This window comes from Chitinophaga agri (assembly GCF_010093065.1).
In the GTDB taxonomy this organism is placed as follows: domain Bacteria; phylum Bacteroidota; class Bacteroidia; order Chitinophagales; family Chitinophagaceae; genus Chitinophaga; species Chitinophaga agri.
The window spans coordinates 4,370,980-4,391,111 of record NZ_CP048113.1; the positions used below are offsets into that span (position 1 = coordinate 4,370,980).

The following is a 20,132-nucleotide window of genomic DNA, read 5'->3' on the forward strand; positions in this document are numbered from 1 at the left end:
TAATTTAACTTGTACCTTCACAAGACTTCCAGTGAAACATGAGTGAAATTACAACGCCCAATCCATCTATCCCTAGGGACCAGGAATTGCAGATCAGATTTGCCTTACATGCTGCCGGGATCGGCACATGGGATGTAGATTTGGTACAACGGCAGATCGTACTGGATGAGCGCTGCCGGTTTCTATTCAGACTGGAAGAACAGGAGACGCCTACCTACGAGCATGTGTTGCGGCATATTCACCATGCAGACCAGGATGCTATCAGGCAGATCGTCAGGCAAGCCATGCAACCTACCGGCGATCATCAGTTCAGTATACGGTTCAGAAGCATCTCTGTACACAATAACGAGATTTTATGGTTAAATGTCAAAGGACAGGCCTATTTCAACAATGAAGGGCAGGCAGTCCGCTTGTCCGGCATCAGCCAGGATATCACAGCTGAAATAGCCGCCAATGAAAAAGCCGAAGCAGCGGAGAGACTGGCCGCCCTGGCCGTGGAGGGTTCCGATGCCGGCGTCTTCACCGTTGACCTGAATACGGATCATATCGACTTCTCCGCAAACCTGCATTATATCATGACAGGTGTAAGGGAACCTTTTATCAAAGAACGTAATGTACTCGTTACACATATCCATCCCGACGACATGATCGTAAGGGAGCGTGCCTATGCGGAAGCAGCGCATACCGGCAGCCTGCATTATGAGGCCCGTTTCATCTGGGAAGATGGTAGTATACACTGGGGAAAAGTACGTGGCAAATATTACTATGACATCAATGGCACCCCTGTCTCCCTGTCCGGCATCTGCCTGGATATAACCACACAAAAGGAACAGGACAGGCTATTGAAGGAAGTAGAGCAACGGTTTGCGCTCTCCTTTAACAATGCCGCTATTGGCATGGCCTTCATCAATAAAGACGGCAGGTTCAATATGATCAATAAGGCCTTTGCCGGGTTACTGGGTAGCACCGCCGCAGCACTCAACGGACAACGATATATTGATCTGGTACATGACGAACATCAGCAGGAAAATAAACGCCTGTTTGAAGAACTGATGAACGGAAAACGCGATGTTTTTAATCAGGTAAAACGCTACCGGTTAAAAGAAGGCGCCGAACGCTGGGTACAGGTCAATACCGCACGCATCATCACCGGAGATAACCACCAGGAAGCGATACTGGTGATTGCATTTGATATCACCAATGAAGTAGCCGCCCGTCAGGAACAACAGAAATTACTGGCACTTGTGGAGAACAGCAGCGACTTCATTGCTGTGGCTAATCTGGATGGAACGATCACCTACGTCAATGATGCAGGGATGAAACTGCTGGGTATGAAGGGCAAAGCGTCTACCATCAACCGCAATATAAGAGACATATTTACGTTCGAGCACCTGATACATCTCGAAAAGAACATATTACCCACTGTTCTTACCTCCGGCAAATGGACAGGCAGGCAATACTATACACAACAGGAAACCGGTCAGCAGATACCTTTCCATACCAACGCATTCAGACTGGACAGTCCGATGAACGGGGAACCTATTGCCCTGGCTTGTGTAGCCCGGGACCTCCGTGCAGAACTAGATATCCAGCAGGCATTACTGGAAAGTGAATATCGATTCCGGTCGCTGGTGGAGGAGGCCCCTGTTGCTACCGCACTGTTTGTGGGAGCTAATATGGTGATAGAGGTTGCTAATGAACCGATGATTAACATATGGGGGAAAGGACATACTGTATTCGGTAAGCCGCTGAGTGTCGCAGTTCCGGAACTAAAGGGACAGCCTTTCCTGGACATATTAGCAAAAGTATACAACACGGGCATTGCCTATCATGAAAAAGAGGCAGAAGCGATGCTGGTCATAAATGGGGTTCCACAGACCTTTTACTTCAATTATACCTACAAACCGCTAATGAATGCAGCAGGCGAAGTATATGCTATTGTAGACATGGCCATTGATGTAACAGAGCAGGTAATTGCCCGCAATAAACTGCTGGCGCACCAAAGCAATCTCGAACTGGAAGTAGCTGAACGAACAGAAGAACTGGCGGCCTCCAACGAGGAACTCGCTGCCATGAATGAAGAGCTGCAGGATGCGAACCTGAACCTTGTCAGGTCTAACCAGGAACTGGAGCAATATGCTTATGTAGCCAGCCACGATCTACAGGAACCTTTGCGTAAGATCCGTATTTATGCCGACTTACTCAACACTCATAAAGACCTGCCGGCACATCATAAAAAACTGGTAGAGAAAATTGACCAGTCGTCGGAACGTATGTCCATGCTGATCAAGGATCTGCTTGACTTTTCAAGACTGCTGGAGAAAGGGCATATGATGCGGCCGCTGGAACCAACCTTCATTCTTCAGAATGTGATCAGCGATTTCGAACTGATCATCGCTGAAAAGCAGGCCGATATACAGATCGGTCGCCTGCCGACGATAATGGGTATTCCACTGCAGATCAACCAGCTGTTCTATAACCTGCTGAGCAATGCGCTGAAATTCACGCAGCCGGACGTTCCCCCCGTTATCACCATTCAATCGGCGGAGATCTCTGTTCAAACAGCCAGCATTTATCTGGGCAAATCAGAACGGCATAAAAAGTACTTTGACATTTCCTTTAGTGATAATGGTATCGGCTTTGAGCAGAAGTACGCCGACCAGATATTTGAAGTATTCAAACGCCTGCACAACCGTTCCATCTATCCTGGTTCTGGTATAGGGTTAGCATTGTGCAGACGTATTGTAGCTAATCACGGCGGCTATCTGTATGTCGAATCGACACCAGGGCAGGGTACCACATTCCATATGATCATTGCCGGATTATAGGTAATGCATCAGCAATAAAAAGCCCCCGGAATGGCTGATGTACTCCGGAGGCCAAAAAACAATGATTCACTGATCAGTTGGTACTGATCCTGTTCACTCTCAGGTTGTCGTAATAAATATATCCGTCGGTAGATGACTGCCAGTAAGTCTGGCTGCCACCCCGGAAAGTATGGAAGGTCAGCCCCCGGATCAGACGTTTGGCATCGTTGGTCGTCCAGCGGATATCCTGGTCCAGTACGACATTGCCATCGATGACGTATTGCACATGTCCGTTGGTGTTGCTGCCGGTGTTACTTTTCACATACAGGTGTACATGGTAGGTCTGTCCTTTCACAAGACTACCGGTAGCAGGGTATGATTTACCAAAAGTTTCACCATACTGTCCGGACTGATCCTTAAAGTAGACGTATGGCTGAAAGAACACCCTGCCGGCATCCGTCTGGTACCACATCAGGCGCGCAGTACCACCATTACCATCCCATCCCGGGTCACCACCGGTATTACCATCACCAATAGAGAAACCGAAACCTAGCTTTCCTCCGCGGCTCCAGTCAAACTGGCTGTGGAACCTGATGTCGTAGTCTACCTCATAGGCGGTACCATCAGAGATGTCAATGTTGGCGACGATGCCACCTGCGCCGGATAAGGCGTTCTTTAAAAGCGTAACGCGCAGATTACCATTGGAGATCATACCGCGGCTGTCTACCCAGCCAGTTACATTCCCGAAGTCGGTAGCGCCATTGTTAGCGGTGTAGGTCACACCATGGGTGTAATTATCCCAGTTGACGTTCCAGGAGTTCAGGATGGTGTTACCCACCGCCTGTGCTTCAAGTGAGCTGCCTGCGGCCAGGCGTTCTTCCTGTTTAATGCCTTCTTTCGTGCAGGCTGACAGTAATACGGTCATGGAGAGGGCTGCGGCCCTGGTTACGTTGACAAATTGTTGTCCGTTCATCTTTAATTGGTTTTTTTAAGGGAAAATGAAAAAAGATAATTCGCTATAGGATAATCTATTACGCCATCAATTCATTAAAACAATCGATTGCATCTATATTGAAGCAGCTAACGTGGATCCTTTCTGTAGGTTTCCAATGATGTCGTACGGGGAGAACATTAGTACCATCCGGGTACAAAAAAAAGCCGGTGTATCAAAAATACCTTGATACACCGGCTTTTACTCACGACGACCGTCGTCTGACCATTATTCTTATAACAGTTCTATTAGCGGGTCGTGTTACTTACCACTATTTTCTGTCTGTGGATGATCTGCTTATTGTCAGTTACCGTAACAATGTATACCCCATCCGCCAGTCCTGAGATATTCAGGTGGCTGTAGTTGCCTTTCACACGCTGAGACAGTCTTTTCACACCAGCGATGTTATAGATATCAACAGCATATGTTTTTGCAGCTTCCGGCAGAGACAGGTTCAGGGTATTGCTGGCAGGATTAGGCCAGATATTCAATACTGCCGCCTTCTTCTCTGGTAATGCTGCGACCCTGGCAGCATTGAATGGCTGTGGATAAGTGAATGGAAAGTCGATCTGTGCCTGTTTGAACTGCATTTCGAGTTCTTTAGACCAACCGAAGGCAGTATCTGCCTGGTATTCCAGACTGAATTGTGCCGCGCCACTCCAGAAGTGGACAAATTCGCCCAGATTCAGGTCGCGGGTATAATCTCCATTGTGCTGAGGGAAATACTCCGCTAACAGGTCGAAATAACGGTTTAATGCGGCACTGGAATCGCCTCTCTCATAGATCGGCATAAACCAGTCACGGAACCAGTAGGTATCCGGATTAGGATAACTTTCTGCTTTTACCACGAAATCATTATAGGCCTGTTGTGCATCTGCGGCCCAACCTAAACGCTTCATAACGTCATAGATGAATATTTCACACCATTTGCTGTCACCCCAGATCGGGAAAGATGGCGATTTGTGTACGCCTTTGCTACCACCTTCCACGATATGACCTACTTCGTGAATAGACGCATGCAGGTTCCAGCCTTCTCTGGCAGTCCATTCACCACCCAGATCACACGCATTCATATAATCATGATCAGCATCAAATACAGCAGCCGCGTGACCACCGGAATAACCTGGTTTACTATGAAATACCATGTTCAGTTTAGGATCGCTGAAAGAACCATAGTTCTGTTTCACATATTCCCATACATTAGTGAAGTCCTGGTTCATCCAGTTGATGGTCGGACTAACCGCTGCATCAAAATAGATGTTCACACTACTGTTGGAATAGTTCAGGGTCAACGGTTCCACGTGACTGAACCAATGTTCCTGCCAGGGGTTCCTTGGTGTTGCTGTAAGTGTGGTATTATTAGCTGTTACCCATGCAGAAGCACCGTTGGCATTCTCTGCCCTGAGGCGATAGTAATATTTGGTCAGCGGAGAGAGGTTCAGCGAATAGAAATGCGTTGTATTCACAGGTAATTCAAACGCTGTATTCCAGTTCGCTGTATCTGTCGTTCTTTCCAGTCGATAGCTCGTTTCTGTAGAAGCATTATCTGTCCAGTCAATCACGATCTGGTTACTGGAAACCGCCTGTGTGGTCAGACCAGTAGGTGCTGCAGGGACGCCGGTATTCAGTGTACCGCTACCAGTACCCACTATTTCCAGTTCTGCGAGTTGAGTGATAGAAGAACCATTATTCGCAGTAATGTTCACACGGTAATATTTATACGAAGTTGTATTGGCAAATACATACGTTCGTTTTTTATACCTCATGGTAAACAACTGATTGGTTTGCGTCTGTAAGGTGGTCCAGTTCGTGCTGTCATTAGAGCCCTGTACTGTCCAGTTTTTCGGATCGCGCTCAGATGCATCATTCGCGGATGTAATGCTGTATTGCGTAGCAACAGCGCCACCCGTCAGGGAATAACCGATAGACGTGGTTGGATTAAAGGTAAGGTATTTAGTATAAGGGCTGTTATCAAATGCCTTTGCTAATCCTTCGGCACCAGTCGTGTTATATACATCACTGAAACGTGCGTTTGCGTAGTTAGTGATATCAAATCCGGAAGGTGCTGCTGCCGTTTTGATCACATCAGAAGTATCTGCGGCAGATACACCCGCGGCATTTACCGCTCTTACACGATAAATGAAGTTAGTGGCTGCACTTAATGAAGAATCCGTATAGCTGGTTACGTTCGCTCCTACAGTAGCACGCGTCAGAAAGGTCTTCGCATCGAGTGAGCTTTCAATACGGTAGCCGGTTTCGTTGGTCGCGTTATCAGACCAGGTAATACTTGCTTTGTAACCTGATAGTGCGGTAGCGGTTACATTAGAAGGGCCGGAAGCAGGACCCGCATAGGTTCCCTGTAAGTCCCATTCTGCCAGCTGAATAGCACCAGCGCCATTATTGGCCGTTACATTCAGTCTGTAATAAAGATAAGAGGTTGTGTTGGTAAAGGAATACGTTTTTGTCAGATAACGGCTGGCGAATGTCTGGTTCGTTTGTGTATTCAGCGTAGTCCATGTTCTGCCATCGTTAGATGCCTGTAGTGTCCAGTTCTTAGGGTCTCTGTCAGCATAGTCATTCGCTGATGTAAGAGAGTACTGGGCGACAACAGCAGATCGTGCTGCTTCAAATTGCACCCACATCGTTGTGTGGTCAGTGTAATACTTGGTGTTGACATTATTATCTGTCAACTTAGGGTAGTTTTCTGAAGCGTTGTTATTTCCATACTGTGCTGTCAGTAGACCGGCGCCGGATGTGATATCCGTCTGTGCCATTGCCGGCACTGCACCGCATAGCAATGCTGCATACAAAGATAACTTTGTAAAATTACGCATAGTAGTTGCTCATTTAAAGGTTTATTAATTAATACATGCTTGTGCCTGATTTTTTAAGACCATAGGTTGACATAAAATTTCTCAAAGTGGATGTGTGTTTGGTTGATGTGGATGATATAGAGTGCTCACGAAACGGCTAACACAAATACGATACGATCATACCAATATCGTATATAAACAGCTGTAAAGCTGTCAACAGATTTCAAACAGAATGTTAACGAATATTAAACCGGCAATTAAATCCGTATTCCAAATACATCTTTCAGGGCCTTCTTTGCTGCGTGGTAGCCACACATGCCGTGGATGCCTCCTCCGGGAGGGGTTGAGGAAGAACATACATAAATACCTTTAGCGGGCGTGGTATAGGGAGACCATCGCATAGCAGGGCGCGTATACAGTTGTGTAATATCCAATATGCCACCATTGATATCTCCACCTATATAGTTAGGGTTATATGCTTCGACATCAGCCGTGTTCATGACATGGCGCCCGATAATGAGGTCTTTGAAACCCGGTGCAAAACGTTCCACCTGATCTTCTATGGCGGCAGTCATATCTTTCGTAGAGCCACTGGGCACATGACAATATCCCCAGGCAGTATGTTTACCTGCCGGAGCACGACTATCATCAAAAATACTGTGTTGTACAAACAGGGTATAGGGTTGTTCCGGATGATGACCATCAGCAGTACGTTGTTCATTGGCAGCGATCTCTTCGATCGTATTACCCAGGTGAATGGTACCGGCTTGTCTGCAACCTTCCGCAGTAAATGGTACCGGTCCATCCAGTGCCCAGTCCACCTTAAATACCCCCATGCCATAGCGGTAACGTTGCAACTGCCATCTGTAAAACGAAGTAAAGCGCTCACCCGCTATCTGTAATAACTGTTTAGGGGTTACATCCAGCAATACCGCCTTTGATTCGGGCAATTCCTTTAATGCCTTTACAAAGGTGCCTGTTACGATCTCTCCTCCCAATGAGGTAAAGTATCCGGCTAAGGCATTTGCCAGCGACTGTGCGCCTCCCTTTGGAGCAGGCCATCCACCGGCATGGCTGTTCAGCATGAGTACCAGGCCGATGGCTGCGGTGGCAATATTGGTCAATGGCTGTATAGCATGTGCGGCTACGCCGCCAAATAGTCCTCTCGCTTCTCTGGTCTTAAAACGCTTTGCAAGTTGCATGGCTGATGGCAATGCCTTTAACCCGAACTTCGCCATCGTCAACGGATGTTTCGGGAACTGCAGGGGTCCGAGTATATCTTCTGAAAGTCCTTTAAAATCTCTGAGTAAGGATTGGATCAACTGTTCATAAGCATGTCTGTCATCGCCCAACTGCGCGGCGGTCTTCTCTAAAGAAGCGTATAAAACAGCCGCGGTACCATCGTCAAATGGATGCGCAGCATCCGCTACGGGATAGAGATAAGAAAGCCCGAACTTTTCCAGTGGTAACTGACTGAAGAATGGAGACGTTACCGCCATCGGGTGAATAGCAGAACAGATATCATGTGTAAAACCAGGCAGGGTTAATTGTTTGGAACGCAATCCTCCACCTATTTCATTACGTCCTTCTATCAGTAATACGGATAAACCCTGTTGCTGCATGGCGATAGCCGCAGCTAAGCCGTTTGGTCCGGAACCGATCACTATTGCGTCGTATGAAGTCTTCATAAAAATCAGGAATTGTGAATTGGGAATCAGGAGTTAGGAATAAGAATACTACTGTCGCTTCCTGCTACCTGACCATAATATTCAGATGTGTTATAAGACATATCTGCATAGCTGACTATCCAGTTCCCAATTCCTAATTATTTAATACTGTCCTGCTGAAATGTTACCAGGCGATAACAGATACTGTTTATCCACCTTATCCAAAATTACGTAAATGGAATCTTTATTTTCGTTCAATCCATAAAGAATGATCCGGCGGGGACCAGTCTTCTCATAATGCAGCACAAATAGCGGATCTTTCTTTTTGCTGGTATTTGGCCGGTCAGTAGCATTACGGCGCTGACGTTCTCTCCCCTGGTTTACCGCGCTCCTGTTCTTATCACGCAATACCAGCTCCTGTTTAACCGTATCTGCTTCATAGAAGAAGAACCTGCGCCCACCCGCTACGCCTGCCAGTTCAAAGTTACGGTCAACGTCATTCTTAGGAGAGCCTCCGCCATTACTCAGGTCAAGCCATACCGGTTTATTGACCTGGTAAGTCAGCGAAGACCATTTCTCAAAAGTAACATGCTGCCAGCGTACAGTGTCTAGTGGTGAATACGGAATTACTTTATTATTAAGCCTGAACGCTGTGACATTATAGTAGCCTTGGGTATCGGCAAGTCCTTTGGTAACAGGCTGCTTATATGGATCATACAGGTAGTTCCACATCTGCAGATAAAAGAGTATCAGCACAAAAAGTATGATCGCGCCGCTCTTCAGTCCATAACGCGTGTATTGCTGCCACTTCTCTTTAAAGGATGGATAATAATGCACTGGTACCGTATACTTTTCCAGTACCAGCAGGCGATAAATACCAGGGATATCATACGCCAGTACAAACAATCCAAGTAGTACAAAGTAAGCACTGTAAACATGCACTCCACCATCATACGCAAAGTTCACAAACGTAATATTAGCCAATGCGCCTGCCAGCAGCACCGCACCGATGGCTGCTGTTCCCCGAAAGAAGAGTAACACCCCTGCCAGTACCTCCACTATACCTGCAAATACCTGGTACCAGGGCACAATTCCAATAGACAACCAGTAGATCTTCTGAGCAGTGAAGTCGCCGAAGTTGGTATGCAGATTAGAAATAGAAGGATAGGGCATCTGTACAGGAAACAGCTTTGTATATCCAAAGCCAATAATACCAATGCCGGCGCGGTAACGTACGATCACACGTAACCAGTAATAAAGGACATTATACTCCTTCCGCCGATCAAACAGCGTCCATATAGCTGCACCGATCACCGCAATACCCAATGCCGCCAGCCAGCTGGCATAACTGGCAATACCCCAGCGACCGCTTTCTGACTCAATATTCCACAGGTTAGGCTGAAAGCGGGCGATGTCATACACATCACGATATTTCAGGTGGAGCCAGTCCATTGTAAACAGGTGCGTATACCAGTTCCAGCTGGTAGGAATACACATGATGATAAAGAATACAAACGCAATACGGAACGCAATACGCTGATACCCTTTCCAGGGTTTTACAGGTGTAATGGCTGTTGCTGTCGTGTGGACTGTCGCAGATGTATCCTGCGTGGCAGGTGCTGAATGAGTTATATCTGACATAACGTTGATTTTAGAGTTTAAGCGGTTTACGACGACCTTCAATCAGTGGATATTTTTTATCGATCTTGTCCAGCACGGCATAAACGGAGTCCTGCTTTTCATTGGTACCCGAAAGGATAATGCGGCTACTGTCAGGCCTTATATAATGCAATACCAGTTTTTCCCGCTGATGATGTCTGTTCTTATTTTGCAGAAATATTATTTGCCGACCAGTATCGATACCATAGCTGTAATAATGCCTGCTCACGGAACCGGCCAGTTCATAGTTTTTGTCAGCATCATTCGTATAGATCTCTTCTGTATCAGCCAGGTCGGGATGTACGTACCGGTTGGAACGGATGCTCAGCGTCGCCCAGCGTTCAAATACAACGTCTTTCCAGCGTACAGAATCGGTCAGTGAATAAGGAATCTCCTGGTTATTGATCCGGAAAGTGCTAACATTGTAAATACCTGCTGCATGCTCCAGCCCTGGTGTCTTTGGATATTGGTACCCTGCGTTCCTATAGCTCGCATATGTCTTATATCCGTACAATCCCACGAAGAAAAAGATGAACAGGGTCTTTAGCGCGAACTTCAGTCCCCGGTGCCAGGGTTGTGGCAGATAAGGACGCACCGTGTTTGGCGCTGTGGGTTGTTCCAATGTCAGCAAACTGATAATACGGATGATATCATAAGATAACAGGAACAATGCAAGCACTACCAGATAGAAGCTATATACATATTCCCCACCTTCATAAGCCAGGTTAGACATGAATACATTGCCCGTAAAAGTGATTATCACGCCGGCGCCAATAGTCGCTGTTCTTCTGTTGAGCAACAAAAGGCCCGCGACAGTCTCCACCAGTCCCAGAAAGGCTTCCATAGATGGTACCACACCGGTGCTCATAGCAAAGATCTTCCAGGCTGATAGGTCCCCGTATTGTGTATTCAGCTGACTTATACTCGGGTAGGGCAGCTGCTGCGGGAACAGTTTCAGCAACCCGTAGGCAATCACACCGATAGCAAGTCTGTATCTGACTATCACGCGTAGCCAATAGTACAGCTGATTATACTGCTGCCGTGCCTTATCAAAATACGTCCAGACAAGCGTACCTGTCAACGCGATGAATGCCGCGATGCCCCAGTCCGCAAAGCTGTTGAAGGGGGCATTCCCAGATACGAACTTTGGTGAATAACGCGTCAGATAAAAGATATCCCGGAAGCTCAGTTCTAGCCAGTGAATATGGAAAAGGCCGACGAAATAGCGGATATCCAGCGGGACGCACTGAATAATAAAATAGATGAATACAAAACGGAAAAGCACCTTCCAGGACGCTTTCCACGTTTGCGGTGGCAATAAGTTTGCGGGATGTGTCATACCTGCAGGTTTATAGTAAAGGATTGGTTAGCGTTTAGTAACCCGGATTAGGCTCCAGGGCATTATCAGCATTCAGTTCAATGGCTGGTATCGGCATCACATATTTCCGTACATCCGTCACACCCAGTACAGCGGCCGCTCTGTCTGTTCTTACCAGGTCATACCAGCGGTGTGGTTCAAAAGCAAATTCCAACCTGCGCTCATGCTCAATGGCCAGCAGGATATCCGCCTGCGAAGTCGCTGTGCTGGCGGGCAATCCTGCTCTGTCACGTACAGCATCAAGGTCAAGCAGTGCGCCTTCCAGGTTACGCAGTTGTGCCCGCGCTTCTGCACGGATGAGATATTGCTCCGCGATACGCAGGACGTAGGCAGGGTCGGTAGCCGGACTACGATAATAGAAGTTACCGTACCAGAGGCCCTGATTGGTAACGGCAACTGCGCTGTTACGGTTACCGCCAATAGCCGGATCATTGACCAGCGCGATGAACGCGTCGCTGGGCGCCCACTGGCGCGTACCATTATTGGCAGGTGGCTGCCAGTAGCCACGGTGTGCACTCGTATTGTTGGCACTATAGTTTATTTCGAAGATGGATTCATTGGTCGCCACTACGTTATTTGCAAAAAACGCACTATAGGGCTTTATAAGCTGATATTTCGCGTCTCCTATCAACCTGGAACTATATTCCTCGGCCTGCGCCCAATCACCCTGATACAGGTAAAAACGGGCCAGTAATGCCCATACTGTTTTACGGGTAGCACGATACCTGTTCGTTGTCTCTGGCAGGAGTGGCTCCGCTGCGTGCAGATCTTTCAGTACCTGCCCATAGGTCTGTTCCAGCGTACTACGCTTCAATCCTTTGGTGTCGTTGATATTTGAGGTGGCTTTTATCACCAGCTGCACACCGCCCCAGGTGCGGGCCAGATCAAAGTAGGCCAGTGCGCGTACAAAGTAGGCTTCTCCCAGTAAGGTATTTCTTTCATCTGCGGTCAGGGAGGCATCTGTTACGGCTGGTAGTTTATCAATCACCTGATTGGCCCTGTTGACAGTAGAATAAATACCAGTCCATACGGTGGCGACATTCGTATTATCCGCTTTGACCGCATGAGAAATAAACTGCTGGATAACAGACTGGGAGCCGGTCCACTGAATATTATCACCGGATAGATAACCGATAGTCTGGAATAAGGCACCGTAATAATCATCGTCTCCCAGTTGCCTGTAGATACCGCGAACGGCCGTCTGGGCAGAGGTCTTATCTACGATGGTCGTCTCATCTGATACAGCATCTTTGGGTTCCACATCCAGGAAGTCCCTGCATGCCGTCAGCAATAACAGAAGTGGCAATATGCGGATATATAATTTCATGATTTCTTACATTATTAATGAGTAATTTCTAATTCCTGTTTGCATTACAGTGTCACGTTCACCCCAAATTGTAATGTGCGCGATTGCGGAGGTGTACCGAGGTCAATACCCTGTACCGTCTGTGCGGCGGTCACATTCGCTTCGGGATCCGGACCTGTATATTTGGTTAACAGCCAGAGATTGTTACCAGCAAAGTAGACACGCAGCACATCAATATGCCAGCGGCTTGTCAGTGCTTTAGGCAACGTATATCCCAGTGTCAGTGCCTGTAAGCGCAGGAAGGAACCATTTTCAATAAAGCGGCTGTTCTGTTCAAGGGTATAGTTGTTACCTACTTTGGTGAGTCTTGGTACATCTGTCACATCACCTTCTTTCTGCCAGCGCTTCAGCTGACTGGCGAACAATACCCTGTTCGCGTCGCGGGTACCACCACCTTCGCCGAAAAAGCGGTTCAGGTTTAACACCTTATTACCATACTGGTAATTGAACTGTATGGATGCATCAAATGATTTCCAGGAGAAGCTGTTGTTGATCCCACCAAAGAATCTGGGCAGCGCATTTCCTACGATCTGCCTGTCGGCAACCGTGATACTACCATCACCATTCACATCTTCAAAGATGGCATTCCCTGTCTTCGGATCTACAGACTTTTGTTTATACATCCAGAATGAATACATGGAATATCCCTGCTGCATCCTGATCCAGTCGCGGTTGTACTGGGTAATAGGCACGGGCAGTTGCGCTACACGGTTCCTGTTTCCGGAAATACTGAAGGATGTATTCCAGGTGAAATCTCCGCGTTTGACATTTTCAGAACGGATCGACACCTCATACCCTTTATTGCTGATCTCTCCGGCATTGGAATAATACGTGCTGTAACCTGTATTTGACGGCACGGGCAGTTGTAGTAACACATCGGAAGTCTTCTTCGAATAGACGTTGAGTTCTACTGCGAGACGGCCATCAAAGAAAGCAGCATCCAGCCCCAGGTTAGCCTGTTCTGTTTTCTCCCAGCGCAAGTCAGGGTTGGACAGCTGCAAAGGCGCTGTTGCAGGTTTATCTCCACCAGTTTCACTATCGGGGTAACCGCTGGCACCTGTCCACAGTCCACGGGCAGCAAAGTCATTGAGACCGCTCTGGTTACCTGTTACGCCATAGCTGGCTCTTAACTTCAGGTCGCTGATAAAACTGATATCTTTCAGGAACTGCTCCTGTTTCAGGCGCCAGGCGGCACCTACTGCAGGAAAGTATCCCCAGCGGTGATTAGTTCCAAAGCGTGATGAGCCATCGGCACGTAAACTAAACTCCACGAAATATTTGCTGTCGTAATTGTAATCCAGACGGGAAAAGAAAGAGGCCAGCGTTCCCTGCGTCCAGGTTTGCCCGGAGGTACGGGTAGAGGCAGAAGAGATATCTGTATAAGCGTTATTGGGGAAACCTGTACCCTGGGCGAATGTGCGCTTCAGGGTATTCTCCTGCACGGTATTACCGACCAATGCGCCGAACGTATGTCCGCGGCCGAGTTTCTTACGGTAGGACAATGTCTGTTCGTTGATCCAGGTACTGTTCTGTGTGATGGAAGACGTCGCCAGTCCGTAGGTAGGCGCCGCTCCCAGCTGTGTTTTATCATTCCAGTATTCTGATTCATCATAGTTGTTATAATCCACGCTCCAGCTGGTACGGAATTTCAGATCGGGCAAGATCTCTGCTTCCGCATACAGGTTACCGATGTAGCGCAGGCTGACTGTCTGCACGTCATAGTTGTTCAGCAGTACCTGCAGGTTGTCAAAACCGGCCCAGCGGGCAGGTGTACCATCAGCGTTGGTTTCAGGCAGATAAGTAGGCGTATGCAGGGCTGATTGCAGCAGGCCTCCCTGCGGCCCATCACCGGCGCGCGCCTGATTACGGAGGGAACGGGTAATACCGTTGCTGACACCTACCTGTATACGATCATTGATCTTATGATCAATGTTGAGTTTCAGACTGGCTCTTTCGAAAAAGACAGGGCGGATATTAGCCTCCTGTTTTGTGTAGCCGGCGCCTATATAGAATTTAGTTTTATCAGCACCACCATTCAGCGAAAGATCATAGTTCGCCAGTTGCCCTGTACGAAATAATTCGGCCAGTCTGTCGTAGGTCTTTTGTTCTTCCGGCAGTCCACGCCCACCTGCTGCTACCGGACGGAAAGGTCTGTTAGCAAAATTCTGATTGGATGCGGGGTTATCTATACCAGTATTGATCCAGAACTCATTGACCAGGGTAGCATGTTCGGGACCAGTGGTCAGATCCCAGCGTTTAGGCGCTTTTGCAAGACCGTGTGACACGTTTACATTAACCTTTGTCTTCTGCGCATAGTTACCACGTTTGGTGGTAACGATCACTACACCGTTTGCACCACGGGAACCATAGATAGCGGTGGCACTTGCGTCTTTGAGTACTTCTATGCTGGCGATGTCACCAGGGTTGATGTCCGCAATAGGAGAGGTGGCACGGCCGCCGGTGCTGACAGATTGTAAACTGGTATTATTGACAAACACGCCATCTACTACGTACAGCGGGTCATTGCCTGCGTTGATAGAAGTAGTACCACGTACACGTACAAACACACCATCACCAGGTACGCCGGTATTGGAATTGATCTGCAAACCGGCAGCTTTGCCCTGTAGTTGAGCGTCAAAGCCCGCCACAGGAACATTCCTTGTTTCAGAGGTATTGATGGTTGATACAGCACTGGTAAGGTTACGACGTTCCTGTGTACCATATCCCACGATCACTACTTCACTGAGTTTTTTATCATCTGACTCCAGTTGTATGCTGATATGTGCACTGCTGCCGACTTTTACTTCCTTTGATTTATATCCGAGGTAAGTAAAAATAAGTACGGCGTCTGCTGGCGCGTTCAGTTCAAATGAACCATCTATGCGGGTAAGCGCACCACGTTTGGAGCCTTTTACGACCACACTTACACCAGGCAGTTGCTGGCCATTGCTATCCGTCACTTTTCCTTTCACGGGGATCTCTGCCAGGCGTCTGTTCGTCCATGCTGGTGATGTGGTTGAGAGAGATGCCGCACCGAGTACACCGGCGCTGTGTAATACAGCAGGTATCAGCAGGAAACCCGCGTTTTTAGTAAGCCTGCGCATGACAGGATATTGTCCGTAATCAAAGATCGACATATTGCTGATTGGTTTTTATGCTGAATATTCTATTGCCATTTTTCCGGTCTGTATACAACTTCTCCGCCCCGTTGTACCAGCCATGCGGTAATGGGGTTCAGATGATATCCTGTACCAATGCCACGGGCAGCGATCAGTTCTTTCAATGTAGGTTGTGTGTAGCCTGTTTCGTCAGTGGCGCGGCTCATGATCTCGGTTGTATCGCCATTCCATTGCCATAGGTATCTGAAATAAGTATGTGCCTTATCGAGTACAGGCTCCTGTAAGCGCGCGGCATTCCAGGTTTTGCCAGCATCGGTGCTTAATTCCACTCCCGCTATTTTTCCGCGTCCACTCCAGGCGATGCCTCTGATCTCTACCCATCCTTTCTGCAACTGTACAGGGTAAGAGGGATAGGTGATGATGGAGCGTGCATCCATGGTAAAACTGAACTGACGGATCTTTCCATCCTTTACAGGTTCCGTATATTTTGATGTTTCTTCTCTTGTCATGAAAGGTGCGTCGGACAGTTCAATACGACGCAGCCACTTGATACTGGTATTACCTTCCCAGCCAGGCAGGAGCAGCCGTGCCGGGTAACCCTGTTGTGGGCGAATGGCTTCCCCATTTTGTGCATAAACGATCATAGCGTCATCCCAACCTTTGCTAACGGGGATGCTACGCGTCATGGCAGCCGCGTCTGATCCTTCTGCGAGAAACCAGGAAGCGTTAGGTTTAACACCCACTTCACGGAAGAGCGTAGATAACATAACACCGGTCCATTCGCTTTGGCTGGTGAGTCCGCAGATATCCTGGGGCGTAACTGCCTCCCTATCCGGCTTTCTGAAATTACCTGAGCATTCTATGAAACAGATCCTTGAAACAGCAGGAAAACGTTTGAGATCGGAGAGGGAGAAGACAGTAGGACGGTCTACCAAACCGTGTATGGTCAGCTCATAGGTATGGGGATCAATAGCCGGCACGCCTGCATGATGCCGTTCAAAATGAAGGTCAGACGGAGTGATAATACCGTACAGGTCCTGCAGCGGCGTTTGAGAAGAAGTGAGGGAAGCTTTTCTGACCGGCTGTTCAAATGGAGATCTTGTACCCAGTGGGCCGGGCAGTGGACCTGTTATTTTGGTAGGGTCCGTAGCAGCTTGGGGAATACCAGTCTGCACCATTTTGCCGAAGGATGACTTTACCATTACCACAGCAGCTGTGGCAGCACCTCCGAGCAAAAGGCGACGACGCGTCATCTTTTGGCTCATATTAAGTTCAATTATGAATTACAGTTTTATGCGACGCATATGTTTATTCATATGGTCCGTCTCCGCCTTTTCTGCTGTCTGTGACATAGTATTTTCTTGCCGGCATGACTATCCCCGGTAAGGTTTTCGCGTTAATGACAGTGGCAGTGTCGATCAGTTTGTTGGCATACAGCAGCCAGGCTGTGACGCCATAGACTTCGTTATCTGATAATGAGCCCGGCGCATTAAATGGCATCGCCCGACGTACGTAATCGAATACAGTAGTGGCATAAGGCCAGTAGTTGCCGATGGCCCTGATACGCTGCGGCGCACGGTCGAAGGGAACAGCATTCGCACTATCAGGTGCGACCAGTATATTGAATGGTCCTTCAACACCTGTCACACCGTGACAGGCCGCACATTTTGCGGCATATACAGCAGCCCCTTCCTGTACAGTTCCCTGCCCTGCTGGCAGTCCCGTTCCATCGGGACGAACAGCTATTGCTTTAGCTGCGATCTCCTGGTTAGTAGCAGCCCGACCGTAACCGAAATGGACCGGTACAGACTTACTGTCACGTTCACATGAGATCATAGCAATACCCGCAACGCAGGCCCAATAAGGCATTCGTAGCTTAAACATCAGATAATTGAGACTTGGATAATTTGGTTGATTACAATGCGCAGAGTGTAGCCATTGAAGCTACTGCATTTAGTCTCTTGGTGGGAGCACAATAATAATCTGGTGCAAATATATACAGTAGAAATTTAAAAGTCTACTATTTATGTAGACTTTTATTTAAACGGTATTTTTTGCTCGTTTTAGTAGGATATGGAGAGTAATAATATCAATGTTCCATCATATCCAGGATATCTGTCCAGATAATGCGGGCGATCTGTTCACTTTCAATAGTCCTGACGCGTTCTTCTGCGGTGATCATACGATCTTCCTGCCAGTCGATTGCTTCCGGCATAAAGTCTCTGAGTATATTGCCGCTGGTGATGACTTCGTAGGTAGTTTCCTGCGCTACTTCATCCACCGTAATGGCAAGCTGATATGATCTTCCATCGATATAAACTGTAATTGTACGCCTTTCCATAACAAACAATTAAAGGGAGTGTTACTACGGGATATTCCGTAGCAGATAAAGCCGGGAGAGAATCTGTTGATATATTACTATTGGCTGCTGACGGCCTGGGGGGAGTAACGATTGTCACTGTTCGATGAACTATCTGCTTTTGCTTCCTTAGCTCTTCCTGTCACTGTCTCTTTACCCCTGTTTGAATACCTCTTCATATCTCACATTTTTAATGGGTTAGTTAAAAGCTGACATACTGAATAGAACAAAATATCTGCCAGTATGTTCTCAACAGGCCGTTGTGGAATAATACTCCCCAACTCCTAATGCCGGATGGGGCATCCTATGGAAAAAGGGCACACCGTGGGAACAGAAAATAATATAAAACACTGGAAATCAAATACAAATACCCCTTCCTGGACATATGTAAGTTGATTGTTGCCGAGGTATGTTCAAGTATCGGTCAAGGTGGCTTTCACTTACGTTTCTCTTACGTTTTAAAACGTAAGAGAAACGTAAGTGAAAGCCACCTGAAACCTACCCTGACTGATCCTGAAATATATCAAATAAAGAAGGCTCGTGACGCGATATCAACCCTTAGTGACGCGGCACCGACGGCCCGTGTACTTTATTAACACCCATGTCGAAATACTCGCTAATATTGCATTATCGATCAGCATCAGAACAGCGTCCATGGCGGCATCGGGCACTGATGCGAACAACGGTACCGTGTTCTGAGCAATATGAAAAAGCCTGCACCGGAGGGGACCGGTACAGGCAATGATGCTACAGTTTATTATTTTTATCAGCGGGAACAGTGCTGTGAAATATGGTTAGTACACGATATTCGGGAAAGTCTGGCGGGCCTGCTGGAACTGCGTCTCCCAGCTGGCGGGCCATCCGAAGGCGATCGTGGCCTGTGCTTTCAGATTGACACCGGCGGCGCCACTCCAGAAATGTACGAATTCCCCCCAGTTCATATTACGGGCATAATTAGTCCCGTTTTTAGGAAAATACTGGGCAAGCAGGGTAAAGAACTTATTCAGCGTGGCAGTGCCTCCGTGCTGGCTGTAAATAGGGTAGAACCAGTTCCTGAACCAACGGGTATTGGCAACCGGGAAATTATCCACCTTATTCCACATGTCATTGTACCAGGCATTGGCAATGGTGGTCCAGCCAAGTGATTTATAGACATCGTACTGATAGATCTCCATCCATTTGCTATCTCCCCATAAAGGGAATGCCGGCGAATTATGGAATCCTTTGGAAGCGCCTTCTACGATATGGCCGACTTCATGAGCCGTAATATGCAGGGGCTGACCGGTACTATCGGCCCAGGATCCGTTGAGACCAACATCGATCACATTGCGGTAATCGTGGCTGGCATCAAAATAAGTTGAAGGATGTCCTCCACTATACTTATTTTCATGCAGGATTACGAACAGGCGTTTATCTGTACCAAAATCACCGTAGATCCTTTTTGTGTATCGCCATATACTGTCCAGACGGCGGTAAGGCCATGTCACATTTGTGGGCATGTCGTTATCATAATAGACAGCGATATGATCATTGTAATAAACACGATTCAGCAGCTGTACGTGTTCAAACCAGTGTTCCTGCCAGGTCGCAGGCGGAATTTCTGCCGCTGCTTCTTCTGTTACAGGTTTTCTTGTCTGGGGACGGGCATTGTCTTTTTTGCAACTTTCCACCAACAGTGTGGAGGTCATAAGACACAACAAAATGATTAAATGAGGGCTCTTTTTCATGGAGTCTGAGAAGGGTTTTATGAAGTGATGAAATCTTCAATAGTTGAAACAGACTACAAGCCATACAGGGACGCACGGCCTGTAGTTTGTTACTTTCTCAATAGATAGCTGAGTACGTGTTCGTGGTAATTAGCACAAAGGTCCGGGACGCTTTGTTGTGACAGTTAAACAGTTTGGTTGATACTAGTTTCTAAGAATGGATGAACGACTAGTCGAAATTAAAAAAGCATGTGCATAAAACTTGTA

12 protein-coding genes are annotated in these 20,132 nt (G+C 47.6%); 1 reads left to right on the forward strand and 11 read right to left on the reverse strand.

Translation table 11 applies throughout. From position 1 onward, the window contains the following. The first annotated feature begins 38 nt into the window (after positions 1-38). Complete coding sequence (locus tag GWR21_RS17370; RefSeq protein ID WP_162332972.1) at positions 39-2,828, forward strand: PAS domain S-box protein; 2,790 nt, start codon at positions 39-41, stop codon at positions 2,826-2,828. A gap of 73 nt (positions 2,829-2,901) precedes the next feature. Here the strand turns inward: GWR21_RS17370 and GWR21_RS17375 are convergent, their stop codons facing one another. From GWR21_RS17375 to GWR21_RS17425, 11 genes are all read right to left on the reverse strand, one after another. Beyond that, positions 2,902-3,780 carry a polysaccharide lyase gene (locus GWR21_RS17375; RefSeq protein ID WP_162332973.1) on the reverse strand — a complete coding sequence of 293 codons (879 nt, stop codon included), beginning with the start codon at positions 3,778-3,780 and terminating at the stop codon, positions 2,902-2,904. Positions 3,781-4,046: 266 nt separating this feature from the next. Beyond that, positions 4,047-6,632 (reverse strand): fibronectin type III domain-containing protein, encoded by a 2,586-nt coding sequence (locus GWR21_RS17380; RefSeq protein WP_162332974.1) that lies wholly within the window; start codon positions 6,630-6,632, stop codon positions 4,047-4,049. A gap of 236 nt (positions 6,633-6,868) precedes the next feature. After that, positions 6,869-8,299 (reverse strand): phytoene desaturase family protein, encoded by a 1,431-nt coding sequence (locus tag GWR21_RS17385; RefSeq protein ID WP_162332975.1) that lies wholly within the window; start codon positions 8,297-8,299, stop codon positions 6,869-6,871. A gap of 141 nt (positions 8,300-8,440) precedes the next feature. Further along, complete coding sequence (locus GWR21_RS17390) at positions 8,441-9,919, reverse strand: hypothetical protein (protein WP_162332976.1); 1,479 nt, start codon at positions 9,917-9,919, stop codon at positions 8,441-8,443. Positions 9,920-9,929: 10 nt separating this feature from the next. Further along, a complete protein-coding gene (locus GWR21_RS17395) occupies positions 9,930-11,276 on the reverse strand; it encodes a DoxX family protein (protein ID WP_162332977.1) in 1,347 nt (448 codons plus the stop codon). Positions 11,277-11,310: 34 nt separating this feature from the next. Then, a complete protein-coding gene (locus GWR21_RS17400) occupies positions 11,311-12,642 on the reverse strand; it encodes a RagB/SusD family nutrient uptake outer membrane protein (protein WP_202928957.1) in 1,332 nt (443 codons plus the stop codon). A gap of 44 nt (positions 12,643-12,686) precedes the next feature. Further along, positions 12,687-15,818: a SusC/RagA family TonB-linked outer membrane protein gene (locus tag GWR21_RS17405; protein WP_162332978.1), complete on the reverse strand. Its 3,132-nt coding sequence runs from the start codon at positions 15,816-15,818 to the stop codon at positions 12,687-12,689. Positions 15,819-15,847: 29 nt separating this feature from the next. Beyond that, a complete protein-coding gene (gene soxC / locus GWR21_RS17410) occupies positions 15,848-17,065 on the reverse strand; it encodes a sulfite dehydrogenase (RefSeq protein WP_162332979.1) in 1,218 nt (405 codons plus the stop codon). A gap of 43 nt (positions 17,066-17,108) precedes the next feature. Further along, positions 17,109-17,684: a c-type cytochrome gene (locus GWR21_RS17415; RefSeq protein WP_238429844.1), complete on the reverse strand. Its 576-nt coding sequence runs from the start codon at positions 17,682-17,684 to the stop codon at positions 17,109-17,111. Positions 17,685-17,889: 205 nt separating this feature from the next. After that, positions 17,890-18,141 carry a hypothetical protein gene (locus GWR21_RS17420; protein WP_162332980.1) on the reverse strand — a complete coding sequence of 84 codons (252 nt, stop codon included), beginning with the start codon at positions 18,139-18,141 and terminating at the stop codon, positions 17,890-17,892. Between the two features lie 812 nt (positions 18,142-18,953). Next, the gene (locus tag GWR21_RS17425; RefSeq protein ID WP_238429846.1) at positions 18,954-19,847 is read right to left on the reverse strand and encodes a hypothetical protein; all 894 of its coding nucleotides are present in this window, start codon (positions 19,845-19,847) and stop codon (positions 18,954-18,956) included. Positions 19,848-20,132: the final 285 nt, after the last annotated feature.

Excerpts from the sequence above, each read along its gene's own strand:
- GWR21_RS17370 (WP_162332972.1), top strand. The coding sequence starts at position 39 with ATGAGTGAAATTACAACGCCCAATCCATCTATCCCTAGGGACCAGGAA.
- GWR21_RS17375 (WP_162332973.1), bottom strand. The coding sequence starts at position 3,780 with ATGAACGGACAACAATTTGTCAACGTAACCAGGGCCGCAGCCCTCTCC.
- GWR21_RS17380 (WP_162332974.1), bottom strand. The coding sequence starts at position 6,632 with ATGCGTAATTTTACAAAGTTATCTTTGTATGCAGCATTGCTATGCGGT.
- GWR21_RS17385 (WP_162332975.1), bottom strand. The coding sequence starts at position 8,299 with ATGAAGACTTCATACGACGCAATAGTGATCGGTTCCGGACCAAACGGC.
- GWR21_RS17390 (WP_162332976.1), bottom strand. The coding sequence starts at position 9,919 with ATGTCAGATATAACTCATTCAGCACCTGCCACGCAGGATACATCTGCG.
- GWR21_RS17395 (WP_162332977.1), bottom strand. The coding sequence starts at position 11,276 with ATGACACATCCCGCAAACTTATTGCCACCGCAAACGTGGAAAGCGTCC.
- GWR21_RS17400 (WP_202928957.1), bottom strand. The coding sequence starts at position 12,642 with ATGAAATTATATATCCGCATATTGCCACTTCTGTTATTGCTGACGGCA.
- GWR21_RS17405 (WP_162332978.1), bottom strand. The coding sequence starts at position 15,818 with ATGTCGATCTTTGATTACGGACAATATCCTGTCATGCGCAGGCTTACT.
- soxC (WP_162332979.1), bottom strand. The coding sequence starts at position 17,065 with ATGAGCCAAAAGATGACGCGTCGTCGCCTTTTGCTCGGAGGTGCTGCC.
- GWR21_RS17415 (WP_238429844.1), bottom strand. The coding sequence starts at position 17,684 with ATGTTTAAGCTACGAATGCCTTATTGGGCCTGCGTTGCGGGTATTGCT.
- GWR21_RS17420 (WP_162332980.1), bottom strand. The coding sequence starts at position 18,141 with ATGGAAAGGCGTACAATTACAGTTTATATCGATGGAAGATCATATCAG.
- GWR21_RS17425 (WP_238429846.1), bottom strand. The coding sequence starts at position 19,847 with ATGACCTCCACACTGTTGGTGGAAAGTTGCAAAAAAGACAATGCCCGT.